The sequence below is a fragment of the Rhodococcus sp. Eu-32 genome (genome assembly GCF_003336925.1).
GTDB classification, from domain to species: Bacteria; Actinomycetota; Actinomycetes; order Mycobacteriales; family Mycobacteriaceae; genus Rhodococcoides; species Rhodococcoides kyotonensis_B.
Genome location: NZ_QGNK01000010.1, coordinates 59,148 through 77,512 on the forward strand (window position 1 = coordinate 59,148; position 18,365 = coordinate 77,512).

At 64.9% G+C, this 18,365-nt stretch carries 19 protein-coding genes; 7 read left to right on the forward strand and 12 right to left on the reverse strand.

All coding sequences use genetic code 11. The annotated features are described in order from the left end of the window. Nucleotides 1–23 precede the first annotated feature (23 nt). Nucleotides 24–482 carry a hypothetical protein gene (locus DK926_RS13935; RefSeq protein WP_114330917.1) on the forward strand — a complete coding sequence of 153 codons (459 nt, stop codon included), beginning with the start codon at nt 24–26 and terminating at the stop codon, nt 480–482. Here DK926_RS13935 and DK926_RS13940 read toward each other — a convergent pair. After that, a complete protein-coding gene (locus tag DK926_RS13940; protein ID WP_243636798.1) occupies nt 479–1,342 on the reverse strand; it encodes a sugar phosphate isomerase/epimerase in 864 nt (287 codons plus the stop codon). The two genes, DK926_RS13935 and DK926_RS13940, sit on opposite strands and share 4 nt — an antisense overlap. Nucleotides 1,343–1,584: 242 nt before the next feature. Between DK926_RS13940 and DK926_RS13945 the strand changes: the two genes are divergently transcribed. Further along, nucleotides 1,585–2,766 (forward strand): phytanoyl-CoA dioxygenase family protein, encoded by a 1,182-nt coding sequence (locus DK926_RS13945; protein ID WP_114330919.1) that lies wholly within the window; start codon nt 1,585–1,587, stop codon nt 2,764–2,766. Nucleotides 2,767–2,794: 28 nt separating this feature from the next. Here DK926_RS13945 and DK926_RS13950 read toward each other — a convergent pair whose 3' ends face one another. After that, nucleotides 2,795–3,376 carry a DedA family protein gene (locus DK926_RS13950; RefSeq protein WP_114331009.1) on the reverse strand — a complete coding sequence of 194 codons (582 nt, stop codon included), beginning with the start codon at nt 3,374–3,376 and terminating at the stop codon, nt 2,795–2,797. Nucleotides 3,377–3,559: 183 nt separating this feature from the next. On the opposite strand from DK926_RS13950, the gene DK926_RS13955 reads away from it, so the two are divergent. From DK926_RS13955 to DK926_RS13965, 3 genes are all read left to right on the forward strand, one after another. Further along, entirely contained in the window at nt 3,560–4,168 is a 609-nt protein-coding gene (locus tag DK926_RS13955) for a GyrI-like domain-containing protein (RefSeq protein ID WP_068431331.1), read from the forward strand. Between the two features lie 110 nt (nt 4,169–4,278). Next, a complete protein-coding gene (locus tag DK926_RS13960; RefSeq protein WP_114330920.1) occupies nt 4,279–5,757 on the forward strand; it encodes an MFS transporter in 1,479 nt (492 codons plus the stop codon). 7 nt (nt 5,758–5,764) lie between these two features. After that, nucleotides 5,765–6,421 carry a TetR/AcrR family transcriptional regulator gene (locus DK926_RS13965; RefSeq protein WP_243636799.1) on the forward strand — a complete coding sequence of 219 codons (657 nt, stop codon included), beginning with the start codon at nt 5,765–5,767 and terminating at the stop codon, nt 6,419–6,421. Nucleotides 6,422–6,437: 16 nt separating this feature from the next. Here DK926_RS13965 and DK926_RS13970 read toward each other — a convergent pair whose 3' ends face one another. Both DK926_RS13970 and DK926_RS13975 read right to left on the reverse strand, forming a co-directional pair. Next, the gene (locus DK926_RS13970) at nt 6,438–7,316 is read right to left on the reverse strand and encodes a glucose 1-dehydrogenase (protein WP_114331010.1); all 879 of its coding nucleotides are present in this window, start codon (nt 7,314–7,316) and stop codon (nt 6,438–6,440) included. 28 nt (nt 7,317–7,344) lie between these two features. Then, nucleotides 7,345–8,715, reverse strand: a complete 1,371-nt coding sequence (locus DK926_RS13975; protein WP_243636800.1) for a mycothione reductase — start codon at nt 8,713–8,715, stop codon at nt 7,345–7,347. Nucleotides 8,716–8,824: 109 nt separating this feature from the next. Between DK926_RS13975 and DK926_RS13980 the strand changes: the two genes are divergently transcribed. Next, entirely contained in the window at nt 8,825–9,853 is a 1,029-nt protein-coding gene (locus DK926_RS13980) for a PfkB family carbohydrate kinase (protein WP_114330923.1), read from the forward strand. Next, nucleotides 9,850–10,614 carry a 5'/3'-nucleotidase SurE gene (locus DK926_RS13985; RefSeq protein WP_114330924.1) on the forward strand — a complete coding sequence of 255 codons (765 nt, stop codon included), beginning with the start codon at nt 9,850–9,852 and terminating at the stop codon, nt 10,612–10,614. Before DK926_RS13980 ends, DK926_RS13985 begins: the two co-directional genes overlap by 4 nt. A 6-nt stretch (nt 10,615–10,620) precedes the next feature. On the opposite strand, the gene DK926_RS13990 is transcribed toward DK926_RS13985, so the two are convergent. The 8 genes from DK926_RS13990 to DK926_RS14025 all read right to left on the reverse strand — a co-directional run bounded on the left by DK926_RS13990 (nt 10,621) and on the right by DK926_RS14025 (nt 18,266). Continuing rightward, complete coding sequence (locus tag DK926_RS13990) at nt 10,621–11,292, reverse strand: 4-carboxy-4-hydroxy-2-oxoadipate aldolase/oxaloacetate decarboxylase (RefSeq protein WP_114330925.1); 672 nt, start codon at nt 11,290–11,292, stop codon at nt 10,621–10,623. Between the two features lie 8 nt (nt 11,293–11,300). Then, complete coding sequence (locus tag DK926_RS13995; protein ID WP_114330926.1) at nt 11,301–12,512, reverse strand: aspartate transaminase; 1,212 nt, start codon at nt 12,510–12,512, stop codon at nt 11,301–11,303. Between the two features lie 113 nt (nt 12,513–12,625). After that, complete coding sequence (locus DK926_RS14000) at nt 12,626–13,657, reverse strand: L-idonate 5-dehydrogenase (protein WP_114330927.1); 1,032 nt, start codon at nt 13,655–13,657, stop codon at nt 12,626–12,628. Continuing rightward, nucleotides 13,650–14,405, reverse strand: coding sequence for an SDR family oxidoreductase (locus DK926_RS14005; RefSeq protein ID WP_068431317.1), 756 nt, complete (start codon nt 14,403–14,405; stop codon nt 13,650–13,652). Before DK926_RS14005 ends, DK926_RS14000 begins: the two co-directional genes overlap by 8 nt. A gap of 10 nt (nt 14,406–14,415) precedes the next feature. Beyond that, entirely contained in the window at nt 14,416–15,759 is a 1,344-nt protein-coding gene (locus DK926_RS14010) for an MFS transporter (RefSeq protein ID WP_114330928.1), read from the reverse strand. After that, a complete protein-coding gene (locus DK926_RS14015) occupies nt 15,756–16,793 on the reverse strand; it encodes a biotin-dependent carboxyltransferase family protein (protein WP_114330929.1) in 1,038 nt (345 codons plus the stop codon). Before DK926_RS14015 ends, DK926_RS14010 begins: the two co-directional genes overlap by 4 nt. Next, nucleotides 16,786–17,478 (reverse strand): carboxyltransferase domain-containing protein, encoded by a 693-nt coding sequence (locus DK926_RS14020; RefSeq protein ID WP_114330930.1) that lies wholly within the window; start codon nt 17,476–17,478, stop codon nt 16,786–16,788. The genes DK926_RS14015 and DK926_RS14020 overlap by 8 nt, the downstream gene beginning before the upstream one ends. After that, a complete protein-coding gene (locus DK926_RS14025) occupies nt 17,475–18,266 on the reverse strand; it encodes a 5-oxoprolinase subunit PxpA (RefSeq protein WP_114330931.1) in 792 nt (263 codons plus the stop codon). Before DK926_RS14025 ends, DK926_RS14020 begins: the two co-directional genes overlap by 4 nt. Nucleotides 18,267–18,365 lie beyond the last annotated feature (99 nt).

Sequence of the window (18,365 nt, forward strand, 5' to 3'; positions counted from 1 at the left end):
GAGAGCATCCGGAGGTGACCGATATGGCGTGGACACGCCGCAACCCCAACGGCGTCGAAGACGGAATGGTGGTGCGCAAGGTGGCAGCGCCATCGTCGGCGTTCCGGGTGAGCGGCGATCCGGACGCGGGACGAGCGACCTTCGTCGCACTGTCGAGGGGGGAGCGGACGGTACTGAACGGCAATGCCAGAAACTACCGTCCGGAGACCGCGGACGAGACAGCCGACCGCGAGGGTGAGACCACGCCGACCGTCGACGATGTTTCGTTGCCGCGGCTCTCGCTTGTCGACGAGCCGGAACCTGCCGACGCGGACGAGTCCTCGGACTCCGAGGTGACCGAGATGTGCGCGCGACTACGAGAGGCGGTGGCGGTGACGACCGATGGCACGTGTAGTCCCGCTCAGGCGGCCGCCATCGTCGTCGCCGCGGCGGAGCTCAACCGTGCAGTCCAGCATGCCGACGCTGCCACCGACAGGGGCTAGTCAGCGACATCGACGGTGTCCACGAACGGACGCGCCGAGGCGATGGCCCTCGCGAGTGCTCGATCGAGCGGCGTTTCCCGAAACTCTGTCGAGAGAATCTCGATGCCCCAGGTTCCCTCGTACCCGATATCCCGCAGCACCGACACGAGGCCGGTGAGATCGAACGACCCTTCCCCGCACAAGAGTCGGTTGTTCATGGTGTCCTCGAACAAGGAGCCGACGATTTCGTCGTCCGCGTCGTCGAGTTCGATGCCGAAGACGACATCGGGCGTCAGAGACGATCGCAGTTCGTCGAGTGTCGTACCGGCACGGAAGACGTGCCACGCGTCGACGATGATGCCGCAGTCGGAATGGCCCGTGGCGCGCGCGAGTTCGGCGCCGACCGGGATCGTCGAGATGATGGAGAACGGCATGGGTTCGATGGCGATCCGGGTTCCGTGCGACGCTGCCTCGCGTGTCAGTTCCAGGAGGGCTTCCGTGTACGGCTCGAGGTCACGGGGCGGCCCTTCCTCCGAGCCGATCTTGATGTGCGTCGGTCCCAACGCATCTGCTGCCCGGAACAACAGGTCGCGGGTTCGGTAGGTGTTCGACTCCTCGTCTCGGGGGATCCACCACTTCTCGAGCATCTCGATCTCGACGTAGGTCAATCCTGATCGATCGACTAGCGTGCGGAGTTTCTGCAGTCCGATCGTCGCCTCGATATCGGCCAGATCGGCTGCGACGATGCCCATCCCGGCAAAACCCGCTGCGGCGACGGTATCGATTCGTTCCTCGATCGGTATCGGGCTGCGGGCGGGGGACGCATCGGGGCGTACGTTGCCTGCGGACGTCCAGCAGGCGGCGATCATCTCGGCACTCATGCACCTGAGTGTTACGAACATCGCACCGCATTATCAACGCCGAGACCCCTCAAATTTCCCTCGAGCACGGCCTGGCGACCTGCAAGTTCACGACCGTCTCTGCGCTTGGGTTCGCAAATGAACTGAGGGAAAGTTGAGGGGTTTGTGGGTTGTGTCCAGCCTGCTGCGTTCGGCAAGCTCGGAATCACTCCGCCGGAGCCGTCATTCGCGGCTCCACCCATTCCACAGCCGAGGACGGTGTCATGACCAGCAACATCCAGCAGACCCCCCGCACCGACCGACTTCGCGAGTCGGATTGCGACATCGACGAATTCCGAGCTCTGGTGTCGCAGGAGACGGCGTTGGCCGACTACCCGTACGCGTTCGACGTACTGAAGAACGTGTTGATCTACGACGCAGCTGCGCTGACCGACAAGGGCTCGGATGCGGCTGTTCGTGCCGAGATTCAGGACGAACTCGCGGACGCTTTGCTGAACGGGCCCGGAATCGTGGTGTTCAAGAAGGCTTTCACGTCGGAACACGCGATCGAAGAATCCACCTCGACCTTCCGCGACATCATTCGTCGGCAGCACGAGAGCGGTGTGGTGGGCGGCGATCATTTCGCGAAGCCGGGTGCGAACGACCGCATCTGGTCTGCGCTGCAGAAGCTCGCGATCGCCGAGCCCGAGCAGTTCGCCCGCTACTACTCGAACGACATTCTCGCACTGGTGTCCGAGGCGTGGCTCGGCCCGATGTACCAGGTCACGTCGGCAATCAACGTCGTGAATCCCGGTGGGGCCGCGCAGAATCCGCATCGCGACTACCATCTCGGCTTCATGTCGACGGACACCGCGGCGAAATTCCGGGCACACATCCATCGACTGTCACCGGCCCTGACGCTGCAAGGGGCAGTGGCACATTGCGATATGCCGATCGAGAGCGGCCCCACAATGTACCTTCCGTACTCGCAGAAGTTCGAAGCGGGCTACATCGCGTTCAACCTTCCGAAGTTCAGAGAGTACTTCGCGGACAACTACATTCAGCTGCCCCTCGAGGAGGGCGACGCGGTGTTCTTCAATCCCGCCCTGTTCCATGCCGCCGGTCACAACACGTCGAGCGACATCTATCGCATGGCGAACCTGCTGCAGGTCTCGTCCCCGTTCGGAAGGGCGCTCGACAGCGTCGACCGTGAGGTCATCGGTTCCGCGTTGTACCCGATCTTGCTCGACTGGACCGAGCAGGGTCGGGACCGCGAGGTCGACAACGTGATCGCTGCATCCGCCGAGGGCTACGCATTTCCGTCGAACCTGGATCTCGACCAGCCGATCACCGGATTGGCAGGGGAGACCCATGCGGAACTGGTGAAGCGCGCCGTGGACAGCCGCATGAGCGTCGAGGAATTCGACGTGGCGGCACGAGCGCTGTTCGCTCGTCACCAGGCCTAGACGGTTCGACGCAGCCAGCCGGTCTTCGTCAGGAGGCCGGCTGGCGGCGCTTCTTCCTCTTCTTCACGACGAAGAACACGACCAGAGCGACGACGACCCCGATGACGACGTACTGGAAGACCGAGGCGTAATTCTCGACGTAGTGCCAGTTCTCGCCGAGGAAGTAGCCGGCGAGGACGAAGATCGAGTTCCAGATCAGGCTGCCGAGCGTGGTGTAGAGGGTGAACTGCAGGACGGGCATTCGAGAGACGCCTGCAGGTACGGAGATGCCCGATCTCACCATCGGGATCATGCGACCGAAGAACACCGCCGATCGACCGTGGCGCGCGAACCAATCCTCTGCCTTCGCGAGATCGTTCGTGTCGACGAACGGCATGCGGTCGACGATCGCGTACATCCGGTCACGCCCGAGCTTCACGCCCAGCCAGTACAGAACGAGCGCGCCGATCACCGAGCCTGCTGTGGTCCAGAACAACGCGCTGAACAGCGTCATCCCGCCTTGCGACGCGGTGAACCCCGCCAACGGCAGGATGATCTCACTCGGCAGGGGAGGGAAGAAGTTCTCCGCCGCGACCGCGATGCCCGCTCCCGGGCCGCCGATCGCCTCCATCAATCCGACGGCCCAACCGGCCAGTCCACCCAGCTCGTTCTCGGATGTAGCGATGCTCGATACGTGGTTCACTGCATCCACTGTACGAAATGGACGATTCGGGCGCCGTGGCGTGCTCGGTCGAGTCCTCGTTCAGGCGGTCAGCGGTACTGTGATTGCCTGAACCGACGGACGGGGCCCGGCGTGAAGGTCGATTTCAAGACGACACTCGACGGATACGTCGCGCGTCTCGGCGAGTTTCGTGTCGTCGACATGCCGCCGATGCAGTACGCGATGATCGACGGTCAGGGCGACCCCAACACTGCATCCGCATACGCCGATGCGCTCGCCGCGCTGTACCCGGTGGCGTACACGCTGAAGTTCGCCAGCAAACGCGATCTGACACGCGACTATGTCGTACCGCCGCTGGAGGCGCTGTGGTGGGCGCCGGACATGGACTCGTTCACGACCGCTCGGGACAAAACGGCATGGCACTGGACGGTCATGATCATGGTGCCGGACTGGATCGACGCGTCGATGTTCGACGCGGCCGTCGTCGCCGTGAGGGGCAAGAGCAACCCGCGGAGTATCGACGCGGTGCGTGTCGAGACGCTTCGAGAAGGACGGTGTGTTCAGACGCTCCATGTGGGCCCCTACGACGACGAGGCTCCTGTGCTCGCAGAACTGCATCACCGCTATCTCCCCGAAGCGGGGCTGACGATGACCGGCAAGCATCACGAGATCTATCTGAACGACCCACGCCGCGTGGACGCGTCGAAACTGCGCACCATCTTGCGTCAGCCCGTCGCGTGATAGAGGACACATCGAGCGCAAATTAGTTGACGGATACAAGCAACGTTCGTAGTTTAAGTCAGTCGACTGAACCACATGGCGGTCGCACGTCCCCTATTTCTGGAGTTCTCATGAGCTTTACGCACGCTGCGCACGACGAGCAGCACGCGCCCGCAACGGGTCCGGTCGTCGCCGTACTCGCGTTCGCGGGCATCGTCGTCGCACTGATGCAGACCCTCGTCATTCCGTTGATCCCGCAGTTGCCGTCGCTGCTGAACGCGCCGGCGTCAGACACCGCGTGGGTGGTGACGGCGACGCTCTTGGCCGGAGCAGTCGCGGTGCCGACGATGGGTCGTCTCGGCGACATGTTCGGTAAGCGACGGATGCTCCTCGTCAGCCTCGGGCTCCTGATTGCCGGGTCCGTGGTCGGCGCGATGAGCAGCAGCCTCGTTCCGCTCGTCGCAGGGCGCGCGCTGCAAGGACTTGCAGCGGGCGTGATTCCGCTGGGGATCAGCGTCATGCGGGACGTCCTGCCCGTGCACAAACTGCCCGGCTCCATCGCCTTGATGAGCGCATCGTTGGGCGTCGGCGGTGCACTGGGATTGCCTGCAGCCGCCTTGATCGCCGAATACACGAACTGGCACTTCCTGTTCTGGACCGCGGCCGGGCTGGGTGCGGTCGTCACGGTGCTGGTCGTCACGGTCGTCCCCGAATCGGCCGTCCGCACGGGTGGTCGGTTCGATTTCGGTGGTGCGGCCTCGCTGTCGATCGGCCTCGTCACGCTGCTCCTCGGGATCTCGAAGGGCGCAACGTGGGGCTGGAGCAGTGGCACGACGCTGGCGTGCTTCGTCGTCGCGGCAGCTGCGTTCGCGGTGTGGGCCTGGTGGGAACTCCGAGTGGCGCAGCCGCTCGTCGATCTGCGCGTCAGTGTCGGCAAGCAGGTGTTGTTCACGAACCTCGCGTCCATCGTGTTCGGCTTCGCCATGTTCGCGATGACGCTCGTTCTTCCGCAGGTTCTGCAGATGCCGAAGGAGACCGGATTCGGATTGGGGCAGTCGATGCTGATGTCCGGTCTCGTGATGGCGCCGTCCGGTCTCGTCATGATGGTGGTGGCGCCGCTCTCGTCGAAGATCACGACCACCATGGGTCCGAAGGTGACGTTGATGGTGGGTGCTATCACGGTGGCAATCGGTTACGGAGGCGGCGTCTTCCTGATGGGCGCCGTGTGGCAGCTCGTTCTGGTCTCGCTCGTCATCGGTGCGGGCACCGGACTGGCTTACGGTGCGATGCCTGCGTTGATCATGGGAGCCGTCCCCGCGTCGGAGACCGCCGCGGCGAACAGCTTCAACACGCTGATGCGTTCTCTCGGAACGTCGTTCGCAAGTGCGGTCGCGGGCGTGATCCTCGCGCAGATGACCATGTCGATGGGCTCGGTGTCGTTGCCGTCGCAGGACGGTTTCAAGGTCGTCATGGGTGTCGCCGCGGGCGCGTCGGTTGTCGCATTGGTGATCGCAGCCTTCCTGCCGCGGTTCGTTCCGGCACGACCGGACGCAGATGCGAGCCGGTCGGTGGCGGTCTCCGACGACGACGAGTCGGTCTCGGCCCGATGATGGTGCAGTGACGCATTCGAAGAGCAGATCACCTCGCGCGGCAGAGACGCGCGAGGTGATTCTCACTGCCGCAGAACGCCTGTTCGCCGAACAGGGCGTGTTCGCAGTGTCGAACCGTCAGGTCAGCGAAGCTGCGGGCCAAGGGAACAACACGGCTGTCGGCTACCACTTCGGTACGAAGGAAGACCTGGTGCGCGCGATCGTCGTCAAACACGCTCGCGGTATAGAGCGAATCCGGCGAGACCTGCTGGAATCGGATGCGAACGACGACTCGGACCGAGACGATCTGCGCACATGGATCACGCTTCTCGTCAGGCCGTCGACCGACTATTTGGCGCAGCTCGGACGTCCGACGTGGTACGCACGATTCGCCGCGCAGGTGATTACCGATCCCGTGCTCCGTCCGATCGTGTACGAGGAAGCACTCGCCTCTGCATCGCTGCGTCGCATCGTCGCGGGCCTCGACGCGCGCAAGCCCGACCTGCCCGCCGACGTCAGGAGCTCGCGCGGGGCGATGGCACGCAACCTGATGACACACTTCGTCGCCGAAACGGAACGGGACATCGCCGACTCGCGCGCGGACCCCGTCGAGGAGTGGAATCGGTGCGGCACCGACCTGATCGACGCGATCGTCGGGTTGTGGCAGGCCCCGTGCACCCGATGACGACGACGGAGCCGCCTCACGTCATCGGCGTCCCACCGGTCACGGCGATGGTCTCGCCCGTGATGTAGCTCGAATCGTCCGAGGCCAGGAACACGTACGCGGGCGCGAGCTCGGCAGGTTGTCCTGGGCGCCCGAGAGGGACCGTCTCACCGAACTTCTCGAACTTGGACGCGGGCATGGTCGCCGGTATCAACGGGGTCCAGATCGGTCCCGGAGCGACAGCGTTCACACGAATTCCGCGCTCGGCGAGATCAGCGGACAGACCCTTGGTGAAGGCGACGATACCGGCCTTCGTGGTGGCGTAGTCCAACAGTTCCGCCGAGGGATTCGACGCCTGAATCGACGTGGTGTTGACGATCGCGGACCCAGATTTCATGACTCCCACAGCGGCTTTCGAAATCCAGAACAGTGCGTACAGGTTGGTCTTCAGCACCCGATCGAACTGTTCGGTAGTGATGTCGGAGATACCGCCGTTCTGGGCCATCTGGTACGCGGCGTTGTTGACCAGAATGTCGAGGCCGCCGAGTGTGTCGACCGCCGCGGATACCAGAGAAGCGCACTGCGCCTCGTCGGTGATGTCGCATGCGATCGCGCGCCCGGACCGTCCCGCGGATTCGATCAGTTCGACGGTCGCCTGGGCGTCGGCAGCCTCCGCTTCGAGGTGCGCGATGACGACGTCGGCGCCTTCTCTTGCGAACGCCAGCGCGACCGCGCGGCCGATCCCCGAATCGCCGCCCGTGATCAGTGCTTTGCGCCCGTCCAGTCGCCCGGATCCGCGGTAGCTGTTCTCTCCGTGGTCGGGAGCGGTCACCATGTCCTGGGTCAGCCCTGGATGCGGCAGTTCCGGCTGTCCGCTCCGTTCGGGCATCGGAAACCTGGTCGTCGGGTCGGTCATGTGCATGTCCTTTCGTTCGAAATGATGGTCACTGAATGTCCAACAGCGTGTTCTCGATCAATTCCGGGAGCGCCGGATGTGTCCAGAACGGCCGTCGGGCGAGGTCTTGCGCCGAGATGTCGAATTGCATTGCGACGGAGAGGATATGGATCATCGTCGCCGCCTGCGGTCCGAGGATGTGGGCGCCCAGTATTCGACCGCTGTCCGGATCGGCCAGAATTTTGCACAGACCCGTGTCGTCCTGAATGGCCCACCCGAAGGCGACGTCCGAGTACTTCTTCTGTGCGACCACGTAGGCGGTGTTCGAGTCTCGTAGTTGCTGTTCCGTCTTCCCGATGCTGGCGATCTGGGGAATGGTGAAGACAGCCGACGGCACGAGGTCGTCGTCCATCCGGAGGGGATGGTCCGGGTCGGCCAGGTTGTGTGCCACCACCTTCGCTTCACGGTTGGCGACATGCTTGAGTGGAACGGACGCGCAGATGTCGCCGAGCGCGAAAATGCCGTCGACGTTGGTGCGTTGTTGCGCGTCGGTGAGCAGGTGCCCGTCGTCGTCCATGTCGAGTCCTGCTGCGGCGCAGTCGAGTCGATCGGTGTTGGGTGTGCGCCCCGTCGCGACCAGCACGGTGTCGACGGTCAGTGTGTCGCCGTTCTCCAGTGACAGGACGATGCCGTCGGCCGTGCGGCGTGCCGCCGTCACCGAGTTCTCCAGTCGAAGATCGAAGCGGCCCGAGGACACTGTCGTGAAGGTGTCGGTGATCGTCTCGTCGTGGCCCGACAACAGAGTCTTCGACGGTTCGATGATCGTCACGGCCGACCCGAAGCGCGAGAAGATATGTGCGAATTCGGCTCCGATGTACCCGCCGCCCAGAACGGCGAGGCGCGTCGGGGCCTCGTCGATGCGCATGATGGAATCCGATGTGTGACAGCCGATGTCGTCGCCGGCGAGAGCGTCGGGGACGACGGGTCTGCTTCCCGCCGCGACGACGATGCGATCGCCGCTGACATCGGTCGTCGATCCGTCCGCCAGTTCGACGCGTAAGGATTTCTCACCGACGAACCGAGCGGTTCCGGTCAGGACCGTGATGTTGGGGGTCTCCTCACGCCCCCGACGCGCGTCGCGCGCGTCACGATCGAGGCGACCGAAGATGCGATCGCGAGCGTCGGGCCACCGGGCCGACACCGAGTCCTGATCGACAGGTACATCGAAACTCGGCGCTCCGACGACGGTGTCGACCACATCGGCCGTGTACGCGAACATCTTCGACGGGATACATCCGACGTTCAGGCAGGTACCACCGAAGGCGGCTTCCTCGACGATGGCGACGGACTTGTCGTCGAAGCGGCTGTCCGCGACCATGTTTCCCGAACCAGCGCCGATGATGACGATGTCGAAGTGCACGTGTGCGAGCCCTTTCGGTGGTCGTGTGCCTGGTTCACACCGCGCTTCGGGCGAGGCGCGCGAGAGGGCCACACCTCTTCGGTGTTGCCGAACCGTCGCCCCGCGAAACATGCACGACGGCGGTGCCGCCGGCGTCGACGACGTCCGAAACGTCCGTTTGGCCCGCGCGTGTATCGGGCATTCCGACGCGGTGCCTGACATTCGCGAAAGTCCGACCGCATTCGTATTCGCCCCCTCGCCGTTGTTGACGGTGACGCTGGATTGTTCGCCCAGCGGTGACCCGGAACTGCACGTGCATGCGGGTGGCCAAGGGCATTGGATCTCCCGGATGGCTTCGGTGCTCGGCCTGGATGTGACGCTGTGCGGGGTCTTCGGTGGTGAGATCGGTGGCGTTCTGCGTGACCTCATCGAACGCGAGGGCATCAAGGTCGAGGCCGTCGAAATCGGCCAGGAAAGCGGTTCGTACGTGCACGACCGCCGCGACGGGGAACGGAAGGAAGTCGCGACCGTCGACCCGCCGCCCTTGGCGCGCCACGCACTGGACGACTTGTTCGGCTTGTCACTTGCAGTCGGAAGCAAGAGCGACATCGCCATTCTCGGCGGACCCCACTCCGGGAACGTCGTCCCACCCGAGCTCTACACCCGACTGGCCGCCGATCTGACTGCGCTCGGGGTGCCGATCGTGGCGGATCTGTCCGGACCGACGATGACGGCCGCACTGGCAGGTGGGCTCACCGTGCTCAAGGTCAGTCACGAGGATCTGATCGAGGACGGCCGAGCCGATTCCGAGGGACCGGAGGCGCTGATCGAGGCCATGCGAGCGCTGCACGACGAGGGCGCCCAGGTAGTCGTCATCTCCCGTGCTGCGGAACCCGCGCTCGCTCTGGTGGACGACGAAGTCCTCGAAATCGTGACCCCCGACCTGAGTCAGGTCGACCACCACGGCGCAGGCGATTCGATGAGTGCCGGTATCGCGACCGGTCTGGCGAGAGGAATGTCGATGAGGGACGCTCTGCAACTGGGTGGCGGTGCGGGAAGCGCCAACGTCACCCGACGTGGCCTCGGCAGCGGTCGGCGCGATCTCGTCCTGCGACTGACGGAAACCGTGGATGTCCGCCCGTTCGGATCCGCGTCATGAGGGCGCTGGTCACCAACGACGACGGCGTCTTCAGCGACGGCATCGCGTTGTTGACGCGTATCGCCGTCGAAGCTGGTCTCGACGTGGTCGTCGCCGCCCCGCACGAGGAGCGCAGCGGTGCGAGCGCGTCGCTGACGGGGATGGGCAGCGACTCGCGTCTGGCGGTCACAACTCGGTCCATTGACGGTCTGGCCGACGTCCCGGTGTATGCCGTGAAGGCGTCGCCGGCCCTGATCGCGTTCGTCGCCACACGCGGCGCGTTCGGGGATCCACCCGACCTGGTGCTGTCGGGCATCAACCACGGCCCCAATACCGGCTCGGCCGTGTTGCATTCGGGAACCGTCGGCGCGGCCCTGACGGCGTCGACACACGGCGTCGTGGCAATGGCGGCGTCGCTCGCGACGACGAACCCCACGCACTGGGACACCGCCGAGCTCGTGGTACGCGATGCGGTGCGGTGGACGATGGAGAACGGCAGGCCGGACTCCGTGCTGAACGTCAACATTCCCGACGTGCCACTCCACGAACTCGAGGGCGTCGCCGCTGCGCCGTTGGCCGAATTCGGCGCGGTGCAGGCGGAGATCGGCGACCGAGGCGAGGGCTTCGTGACCGTGCGCTTCGACGAGATCGTCGCGGAGAGCGACGACGACAGCGATGCCGGGCTCATCGGTCGTAAATGGGCAACCGTGACCTCGCTACGCGCACCGAGTGCCGTCGACGTCGATCTCGCGGCCTTGACCAGGACGATCTCGTCGCGGTAAGCGTCTCTAGACGTCGACGGTGAGACCCTTGCTCTCGAGAACTGCTGCGAGATTGCTGACCTGAATGGGCGTCTCGCCTCGCTTGTAGCGTTCGATGTACTCCGCCTCGGCGGCGTCGCGTTCGCGGCAGGCGTCGATCGCCGATCGGACTTCTTCCCTACGCGTCAGCACGACACCGTCGCAGTCGCCCTTGATCACGTCTCCGGGGCGGACGAGCTGTCCGCCGAAGACGAGCGGCTGGTTGATCGGCCCGAGGGATTCCTTGACGGTTCCCTGGATGCACACATGCTTGCTGAAGACCGGGAAGCCGAGTTCGCGTATCTCACGGGAGTCGCGGACACCGCCGTCGGTGACGAGTGCTGCGATACCGCGTGCAACACAGGCATTGGCGAGCACGTCGCCGAACTGGCCCGCGGGCTGGTCGCCCGAGGACACGATCAGCACATCACCCGGCTGGGCGTAGCTGATGGCGACCTGCAGCATGATGTTGTCGCGGGGATGGCACACGACCGTGAAAGCCGGTCCGCAGAACGACATGTCGCGATCGATGGGCTTGATGCCGGAATCGAATGCGCCGGAACGCCCTTGGGCCTCGTGAATGGTTGCGGCCGAGAAAGCGCCGAGCTCGTCGACGAGTTCCTTCGCGGGGCGGTCGATCTTGGTGGTGACGTGGACCATGAGAATTCCTATCGAGTCAGTGACGAGACGGCTGCGGAGATACTGGCCGCGGCGGAACGTAGAACGTCCTCGGACGTGGCGAACGAGACCCGGAAGTACCCGTCCGCGCCGTACGCGGACCCCTGGATCGTCGCGACCGAAGCGTGATCGAGCAGGTAGAGAACGACATCCTGATCGCTGCAAAGTTCGACACCCTCGGGTGTGCGCGCGCCGATCAGGGAAGAGCAGCCGACGAAGAGGTAGAACGCACCCTGCGGGAGCACGGGGTCGAGCCCGTCCACGGCGTCGAGCAGCTCGAACGCGACGTCGCGTCGATGTCCATAACTCGCCACCGACTCCGTGACGAAACTCTGATCACCGGACAGCGCCTCGGCGGCAGCAGCCTGGCTGATCGACGACGGGCACGACGACGACTGAGACTGCAACTTGTTGATCGCGCCGACCAGCTCCGGATTGCCGACGCCGTAACCCAGCCGCCAGCCGGTCATCGCGTACGACTTCGACACGCCGTTGGTGAGGAAGACGCGATCGCGCAGGTGGGGTGCGATGCCGAGCAGCGTGGGAGCGGGGGCGTCGAGATAGCAGATCTCGTCGTAAATCTCGTCGGACAGCACGTGGACATGCGGGTGCCTGTCGAGCACCGCGGCCAACGCCGCCAACCTGTCCGCGTCGTAGATCGCGCCGGTTGGGTTCGACGGGGTGTTCAGGATGACCCAGCGGGTGGCGGGTGTGATGGCAGCTTCGAGACGTTCCGGCGTCAGCAGGAATCCGTCCGACTCGGGGCAGTCGACGACGACGGGGGTGCCGTCGTGCGCCTCGACCATGTCCGGGTACGAGACCCAGTACGGGGAGGGGACGACAACCTCGACGCCGGCTTCGACCGTCGCCATCAACGCCAGGAAGATGACTTGCTTCGCGCCACCGCCGATGGTGATGCGCGACGCGTCGTAGTCGAGACCTGTCTTCTCCATCAACCGCTTGGAGATCGCTTCGCGCAGTACTGGAATACCGTTGACGGCAGTGTATTTGGTCAATCCGGACTGCATCGCCGCGATCGCGGCCGCCTTGATGTGGTCCGGTGTGTCGAAGTCGGGTTCACCGACGGTGAGATCGAGGATCGATCGCCCCTCGGCCTTCAGTTCCCGAACCCGTTGTGCAGCTGCAACACTCGGAGACTCACGCATGCGGGTGACACGCGAGGCGAGAAGGGGCGAAGACATGTGATCTCCTCGGGTGAATATGGTGGTGTCGACATCGACGCTAGCGTCGAATGTTCCTGATGCCCAAGACCTGTTCGTTCTCGGGATATAACGATCGGCGATGACGCGCAGGCTCAGAACTCGAGCAGGACCTTGCCGGAGTGTGCGGAATCCTTGGCGACGGCGAATGCTTCGAGAGCATCGTCGACGCCGAAGGTATGGGTGACCACGGCGCTCGCGTCGAGCGAACCGTCGGCGAGCGCCTCGAGGACGTCGTCGATTTCGCTGTTGAATCGGAAGGAACCGACCAGCTCGAGTTCGCGTGTGATGACGAGAGACAGTGGAGCAGGCTGCATTCCGGTCGGAAGCAGCCCGAGCATGACCACTCGGCCACCGCGCGTCGCACCGCGGATGGCCGACTCGAGACCGAATCGATTGCCTGAGCATTCGATGACAACGTCGGCATCGACGCAGGCAATCGATTCGGAGTCCGAGGCGTCGAGGGTGCGGGTTGCACCCACCGACCGGGCGATCTCGCGCGGCGTCTCGTGCAGGTCGACCGCGACGATCTCGGCGGCACCGGCGCGTGCCAGCACCGCGACGACGAGTGCGCCGATGGGGCCGCATCCGACGACGAGCGCCTTCTTTCCCGTCACGTCGCCGGCACGTGCAACCGCGTGCCATGCCACCGCAGCCGGTTCCGCGATGGCAGCCGTGCGGAAGTCCAGAGTGTCGGACAGAGGGCGCAGCATGCGACTCGGCAGCACCGAGTACTTCGCGAAAGCTCCCTCGGTGTGGGGAAATTGGGCCGCGCTACCGAGATAGGTGCATCCTGGTGACAGGTTCGGCCGATCCTCGGGATGACGCACGGTGCCGGGCTTCGGGGTGGCAGGGTGCACCGCGACACGGGTCCCGGCGGCGGGACCGCTTCCGTCGGCCGCCGCCGCGGTGACCGTGCCGACCACTTCGTGGCCCAGAAGCATCGGAGCTTTCAGGATGGACTCGCCTGCGGCGCCGTGCGTCCAATAGTGCAGATCGGATCCGCAGATTCCGCCGAACGCGATCTCGACGACGGCCTCGTCGGCAGCAGGACGGCGAACCGGCACCTGTTCGACGCGCAGGTCGTCGGCTGCGTGTGCGACCACGCCGAGTGTCGTCTCAGTCATTGCGCCGCACGAAGTCGAGGCCGCCGGGGACCTGGAACGTGGGCATGATCTCCATCAGGCCCATGTTGACGTGGCGCGGTGCATCGAGTGCGAACTCGATGGCGTCGGCGATGTCCTTGGTGGTGATCGATTCGAAGCCCTCGTAGAACGTGTCCCACGCTTCCTTCATGGCTTCCGGTGTTCCGCCGAGATTGCGACCGAAGATCTCGGTCTCGACGCGGCCGGGGCAGATCTCGGTGACGCGGATGCGCTTGCCCTTGGTGTCGTTGCGGAGCTGGCGCGAAATCTGGTGCACCGCAGCCTTCGTGGCGTGGTAGGCGGTGTGTCCGTAGAAGTTGTACAGACCGGCGATGGAGCTGATGTTGACGACGTGTCCGCGGTCGCGTTCGACCATGCCCGGCAGAAGCAGCCGGCACAGATGGAGCACGGCGCGGAGATTGACGTCGACCATCGCGTCGACGGATTCCTCGCTGGCGTCGAGGATGTTGCCCGTCGCCGACACACCTGCGTTGTTGACGAGAATGTCGATGTCGAGATCCCCGACAGCTGCAGTCAATGCGGCTGTGTCGGTGACGTCCACGGCGAGCGGAATCATTCCGGTCCGTGATGCGACGTCGTCGAGTTTGGCAGCATCGCGGGCGAGGCCGTACACGGTGATTCCGCGTTTGGTGAGCAGTTCGGTGGCGGCGGCGCCCATTCCGGTGTTCGCTCCGGTGACGAGGGCAGTGCTGTAGTCGCTGAATGGCATGACAGAGTCCTTAGAGAGTGTCCCGAAGCGGTTCGTGGGCGCGGTCGGTGATGGTGCTGACGGCGATGAGCGTGCCGATCGCGGTGATCACCGCGTAGTAGGCAGGGACGTAGATTCCGAAGTGGGGGATGAGCCAGGTCATCAGCAGCGGAGCCGTTCCACCGAACAGAGCGGAGGAGATGTTGTACCCGAGGCCGTACGCGGAGTAGCGAACGCGGGTGGGGAACAGCTCCACGATCAGGATGTGGATGACAGCAGTGTGTCCGGCGAAGATGACGGCCATGACGCAGGCGCCTAGGACGGCGAGGGCGACGTTGCCGGTAGCGATGAGTGCGTAGCACGGGATGCCCGCGACGGCCATGGCCGCAGCCGCTCCGGCAATGACGTTCTTTCGACCGATCCGGTCCGACAGCGCGCCCATGAACGGGATTGCAATGCAGATCGCGACCAGCGATGCGGCGGTGACGAGCAGCGCGGTGCCGGTGGAGAATCCGATGCTCTCACCCTTGAGGAACGTGGGCATGTACGAGAACAGGACGTAGTAACCGGAGCCGTTCATCAGCGGAATGAACAGGGCCAACAGCATTGCCTTGCGGTGCTCGGGGGTCGCGAATGCTTCCTTGAGCGGGTTCCGAGACAGACCGCCTTCGGCCTTGAGCTTCTCGAAGTTGGGGGTGTCGCTGATTGCACGACGGATGTACCACCCGGCGATGCCCATCGGAATTGCGACGAGGAACGGAACGCGCCATGCCCAACTCGCGACGCCTCCGCCGTCGATCGCTGCCTCGTTCAGCCAGGGCGACATCGCGAAGGCGACGAGCGTGCCGGTCAGCAGAGCGAGGAACGATGCGATCTGGGCGTAGCTGGTGATTCGACCGCGCTTGTTGTCCGGAGCGTGCTCGGCGAGGAACGTCATCGCGCCTGCAGCCTCGCCGCCCACCGAGAAGCCCTGCATGATGCGTAGCAGGATCAACAGCGCGGGGGCCGCGATTCCGATGGCCTGGTAGGTCGGAAGCAAACCGATACCTGCGGTGGCGACGGAGATCAGCATGATGACGAACACCAGCATTTTCTGTCTGCCGATGCGGTCACCGAGGATGCCACAGACCACGGCGCCGAGCGGTCGAATGAAGAACGAGATGGCGTAGCCCGCGAACACGAGCATCAGGGCATCCGACGACTTCGAGACGTCGAAGAACACGATGGCCAGCGCCGTCGCCATGAAGGCAAAGATGCCGTTGTCGTACAGCTCGACGAAGATGCCGACACATCCGGCCAGGACAACCTTGCGAACCTTGGTCGTCTCCGGTGCCGGAGGTGCAGTGCCTGTGTCCGGGGTGAGTGCGTTTGTCATGCTGACTCCAGTGTGAGTGCAGATCTGGGTAGTGGTCCAGGGCCGACGTGAGTCGGAATTCCGAGTGCGGTGAAGACCGTGTGGACTCTCGACCGCACTGCATCGATGTCGGATTGGCGTCGTCGGTGCGCAGCGACCGCGTTGTCGATGCCGGTACGGGTGAAACGGACGGTGTGGCCGGGTCGAGCCTGGCCGAGTAGTGACAGGCCGATCGTGGTGACGACGGCGAGCACCGGGTAACCGGCAGTGACCCCGCGTCCCCGATGGAGGACGAGAAGTTCGTTACCGGCGGGAACCTCGACGGCTCCGATCGGAACACCGCGGGACAACATCTCCGTCGCCGCGGTGCGTTCGGGAAGCCGGTGGCCGTCGGGTGGGGCCAGGCGAAGTCCGATGTGATTGCTGGCGACACCGACGGTGAAGGTGGTGTCGAACAGCCGTGTCTCGGTGCCACCGAAGTCCCCGATGTCGGGACCGTCGGTGACGGGAACGTCCCAGTGGTCGCCGAACCGGGGGCGGTCGGCGCCGAGACGAAAGACGGGGATGTCGAAATGGGGGTGCCGTATCGGAGGGCAGTCGACATCGATCTCGATCGTGTCTCCTGGTGCGAGGTGATTGCTGAACCCGAGCACGGAATCCGGTGCGCAACTGTCCATCAACGACCGCGCGTGCACGACACCGTGCACGGCGATGTAGACGCGCAGCCCTTGACGGATGCGTGTGACGGACAGCGTCGCGCCCGCCGGAACCACGAGGGGTTCCCACTGCGCGGCCCGAACGCCGTCGACGCGAACCTCGGCCGGAGCGCCGGTGACAGCGACGAGGATGTCGGTGCTCGGCACCATGGCGAAGTCCAACGCCATGAGTTCCACCAACGGTGCAGTGGGTTCGCTCGCGACGAGAGCGTTCGCGACCTCGGCGCTGTACTGATCCGACGCGCCACCGGTCATCTGCCCGACACGGCTCGCGCGTCGCCGTCCGAGGTCGGTGACGGCGGAGATCCCAGGCTGCAGGATCGTCAAGGTCTCAGCCATCGATGCCTCCTGCGTACGCGTCCCACTCCGCAGCGTCGATGGGTTCGAAGCTGAAGGTGTCTCCCGGGGCGAAAGGCGACAACGGGCTCGACGTGAGGTCGACCAGTTCGACAGGTGTGCGGCCCAGGACCTGCCACCCGCCGGGTGCCGGTCGGGCGGATACGACGGCCTGACGCCCCGCGACGGCGACCGCTCCGGCCGGAACACTCGGGCGTGGACTGGACCGTCGAGGAATGGGAAGTTCGAACGCAGGCCCGTCGAGCATGGGCGCTCCGCCCGGAGACCCGAAGCAACGCATGGTGAGCGGCTCGGAGGAGTGGATACGGACGACCTCGTCCGTGCTCACTCCGAGTACCGAGGCGACGAGCTCCAGATCGGGACCGTGCACACCTCCGTAGACGACCGGAACGACGAAGGACCGCGGTGCGCGATGCTCGGTGTCGCCACCTGCCTGCGCTGCGGACTCGACGGCCCTCCGTACTGCGTCGTGTGAGGTTGTCACGCAATCGAATTCGACGAGCAGCGCGTCGTAGGTCACGATCGCGCCGAACACGCCTGATGGACTGCGAGCGTCGAGGGTGGCCGCCAGGGCGTGTACCCGGGCCCACTTCTCTTCCGTCGTCGCCGCCGACGACGTGACTCGCAGTGCCGAGTCGCCGCAGTCGGTGATGGTCAAGCCCGTCATGCCGGACAGCGATCGCGGCGCACGGTGTCCGAATGCAACCCCCGAATCTCGACGCCTGCCGCGTCGAGAGCAGCTCGAATGGCTGCGGCGGTGCGGACTGCACCCGGGTTGTCGCCGTGCAATAGAACGGTATCGGCCGCGATGGCGATCGGTGTGCCGTCGACCGCGTCGAGAACACCGTCGACCACCATGCGCACCGTGCGAGCCACCAATTCGTCGAGGTCTTCGATCACGGCTCCCGGCTCGGTGCGCGGCACCAGGGTGCCGTCCGGTCGGTACGCGCGATCGGCGATTCCGACGATTCCGACACGTACACCTCGCGTACGGGCCTCGTCCGCGAGGCAGCCGTCCTGCGCCATGACGATCATGCTCGGGTCGAGAGCGCAGACGGCGTCGACGACCGCGGTGGCGTAATCCGGTCCGGTCGCGACGAGATTGCCGAGCCGGCCGTGCGGAGCCACGTGCGTGACCGACGTACCGTGCGCCGTCGCGAACGCCTGCAGGGCACCGATTTGGTACAGGACGTCCGTTCGTACCTCGTCGGGCGTCAGATCCATTGCGCGACGGCCGAATCCGGCCAGATCGGGGAAGCTCGGGTGCGCGCCGACGGCGATCCCACGTTCGACGCAACGCCGAACGGTCAGATCCATCGTGCGCGGGTCGCCTGCATGGAAGCCGCAGGCAACGTTCGCCGACGTGAGCAGATCGAGCAGCGCCTCGTCTTCGCCCATGGTCCATGCGCCGAAGCTCTCGCCCAGATCGGCGACGAGGTCGATTCTGGAAACCATCGCTTCCTGCCTTTCTGCCTGTCGAAGTGGAACGTCAGGTGACGGTGGGCTGTACGCCCGGTGCCGCATCTCGTTGGAACGGACGCTACGCAGGAACGA

Bases quoted from the DNA above. Each gene is read 5' to 3' on its own strand.
- DK926_RS13935 (WP_114330917.1), top strand. From the start codon at position 24: ATGGCGTGGACACGCCGCAACCCCAACGGCGTCGAAGACGGAATGGTG.
- DK926_RS13940 (WP_243636798.1), bottom strand. From the start codon at position 1,342: ATGAGTGCCGAGATGATCGCCGCCTGCTGGACGTCCGCAGGCAACGTA.
- DK926_RS13945 (WP_114330919.1), top strand. From the start codon at position 1,585: ATGACCAGCAACATCCAGCAGACCCCCCGCACCGACCGACTTCGCGAG.
- DK926_RS13950 (WP_114331009.1), bottom strand. From the start codon at position 3,376: ATGGAGGCGATCGGCGGCCCGGGAGCGGGCATCGCGGTCGCGGCGGAG.
- DK926_RS13960 (WP_114330920.1), top strand. From the start codon at position 4,279: ATGAGCTTTACGCACGCTGCGCACGACGAGCAGCACGCGCCCGCAACG.
- DK926_RS13970 (WP_114331010.1), bottom strand. From the start codon at position 7,316: ATGACCGACCCGACGACCAGGTTTCCGATGCCCGAACGGAGCGGACAG.
- DK926_RS13980 (WP_114330923.1), top strand. From the start codon at position 8,825: ATGCACGACGGCGGTGCCGCCGGCGTCGACGACGTCCGAAACGTCCGT.
- DK926_RS13985 (WP_114330924.1), top strand. From the start codon at position 9,850: ATGAGGGCGCTGGTCACCAACGACGACGGCGTCTTCAGCGACGGCATC.
- DK926_RS13990 (WP_114330925.1), bottom strand. From the start codon at position 11,292: ATGGTCCACGTCACCACCAAGATCGACCGCCCCGCGAAGGAACTCGTC.
- DK926_RS13995 (WP_114330926.1), bottom strand. From the start codon at position 12,512: ATGTCTTCGCCCCTTCTCGCCTCGCGTGTCACCCGCATGCGTGAGTCT.
- DK926_RS14000 (WP_114330927.1), bottom strand. From the start codon at position 13,657: ATGACTGAGACGACACTCGGCGTGGTCGCACACGCAGCCGACGACCTG.
- DK926_RS14005 (WP_068431317.1), bottom strand. From the start codon at position 14,405: ATGCCATTCAGCGACTACAGCACTGCCCTCGTCACCGGAGCGAACACC.
- DK926_RS14010 (WP_114330928.1), bottom strand. From the start codon at position 15,759: ATGACAAACGCACTCACCCCGGACACAGGCACTGCACCTCCGGCACCG.
- DK926_RS14015 (WP_114330929.1), bottom strand. From the start codon at position 16,793: ATGGCTGAGACCTTGACGATCCTGCAGCCTGGGATCTCCGCCGTCACC.
- DK926_RS14020 (WP_114330930.1), bottom strand. From the start codon at position 17,478: ATGACGGGCTTGACCATCACCGACTGCGGCGACTCGGCACTGCGAGTC.
- DK926_RS14025 (WP_114330931.1), bottom strand. From the start codon at position 18,266: ATGGTTTCCAGAATCGACCTCGTCGCCGATCTGGGCGAGAGCTTCGGC.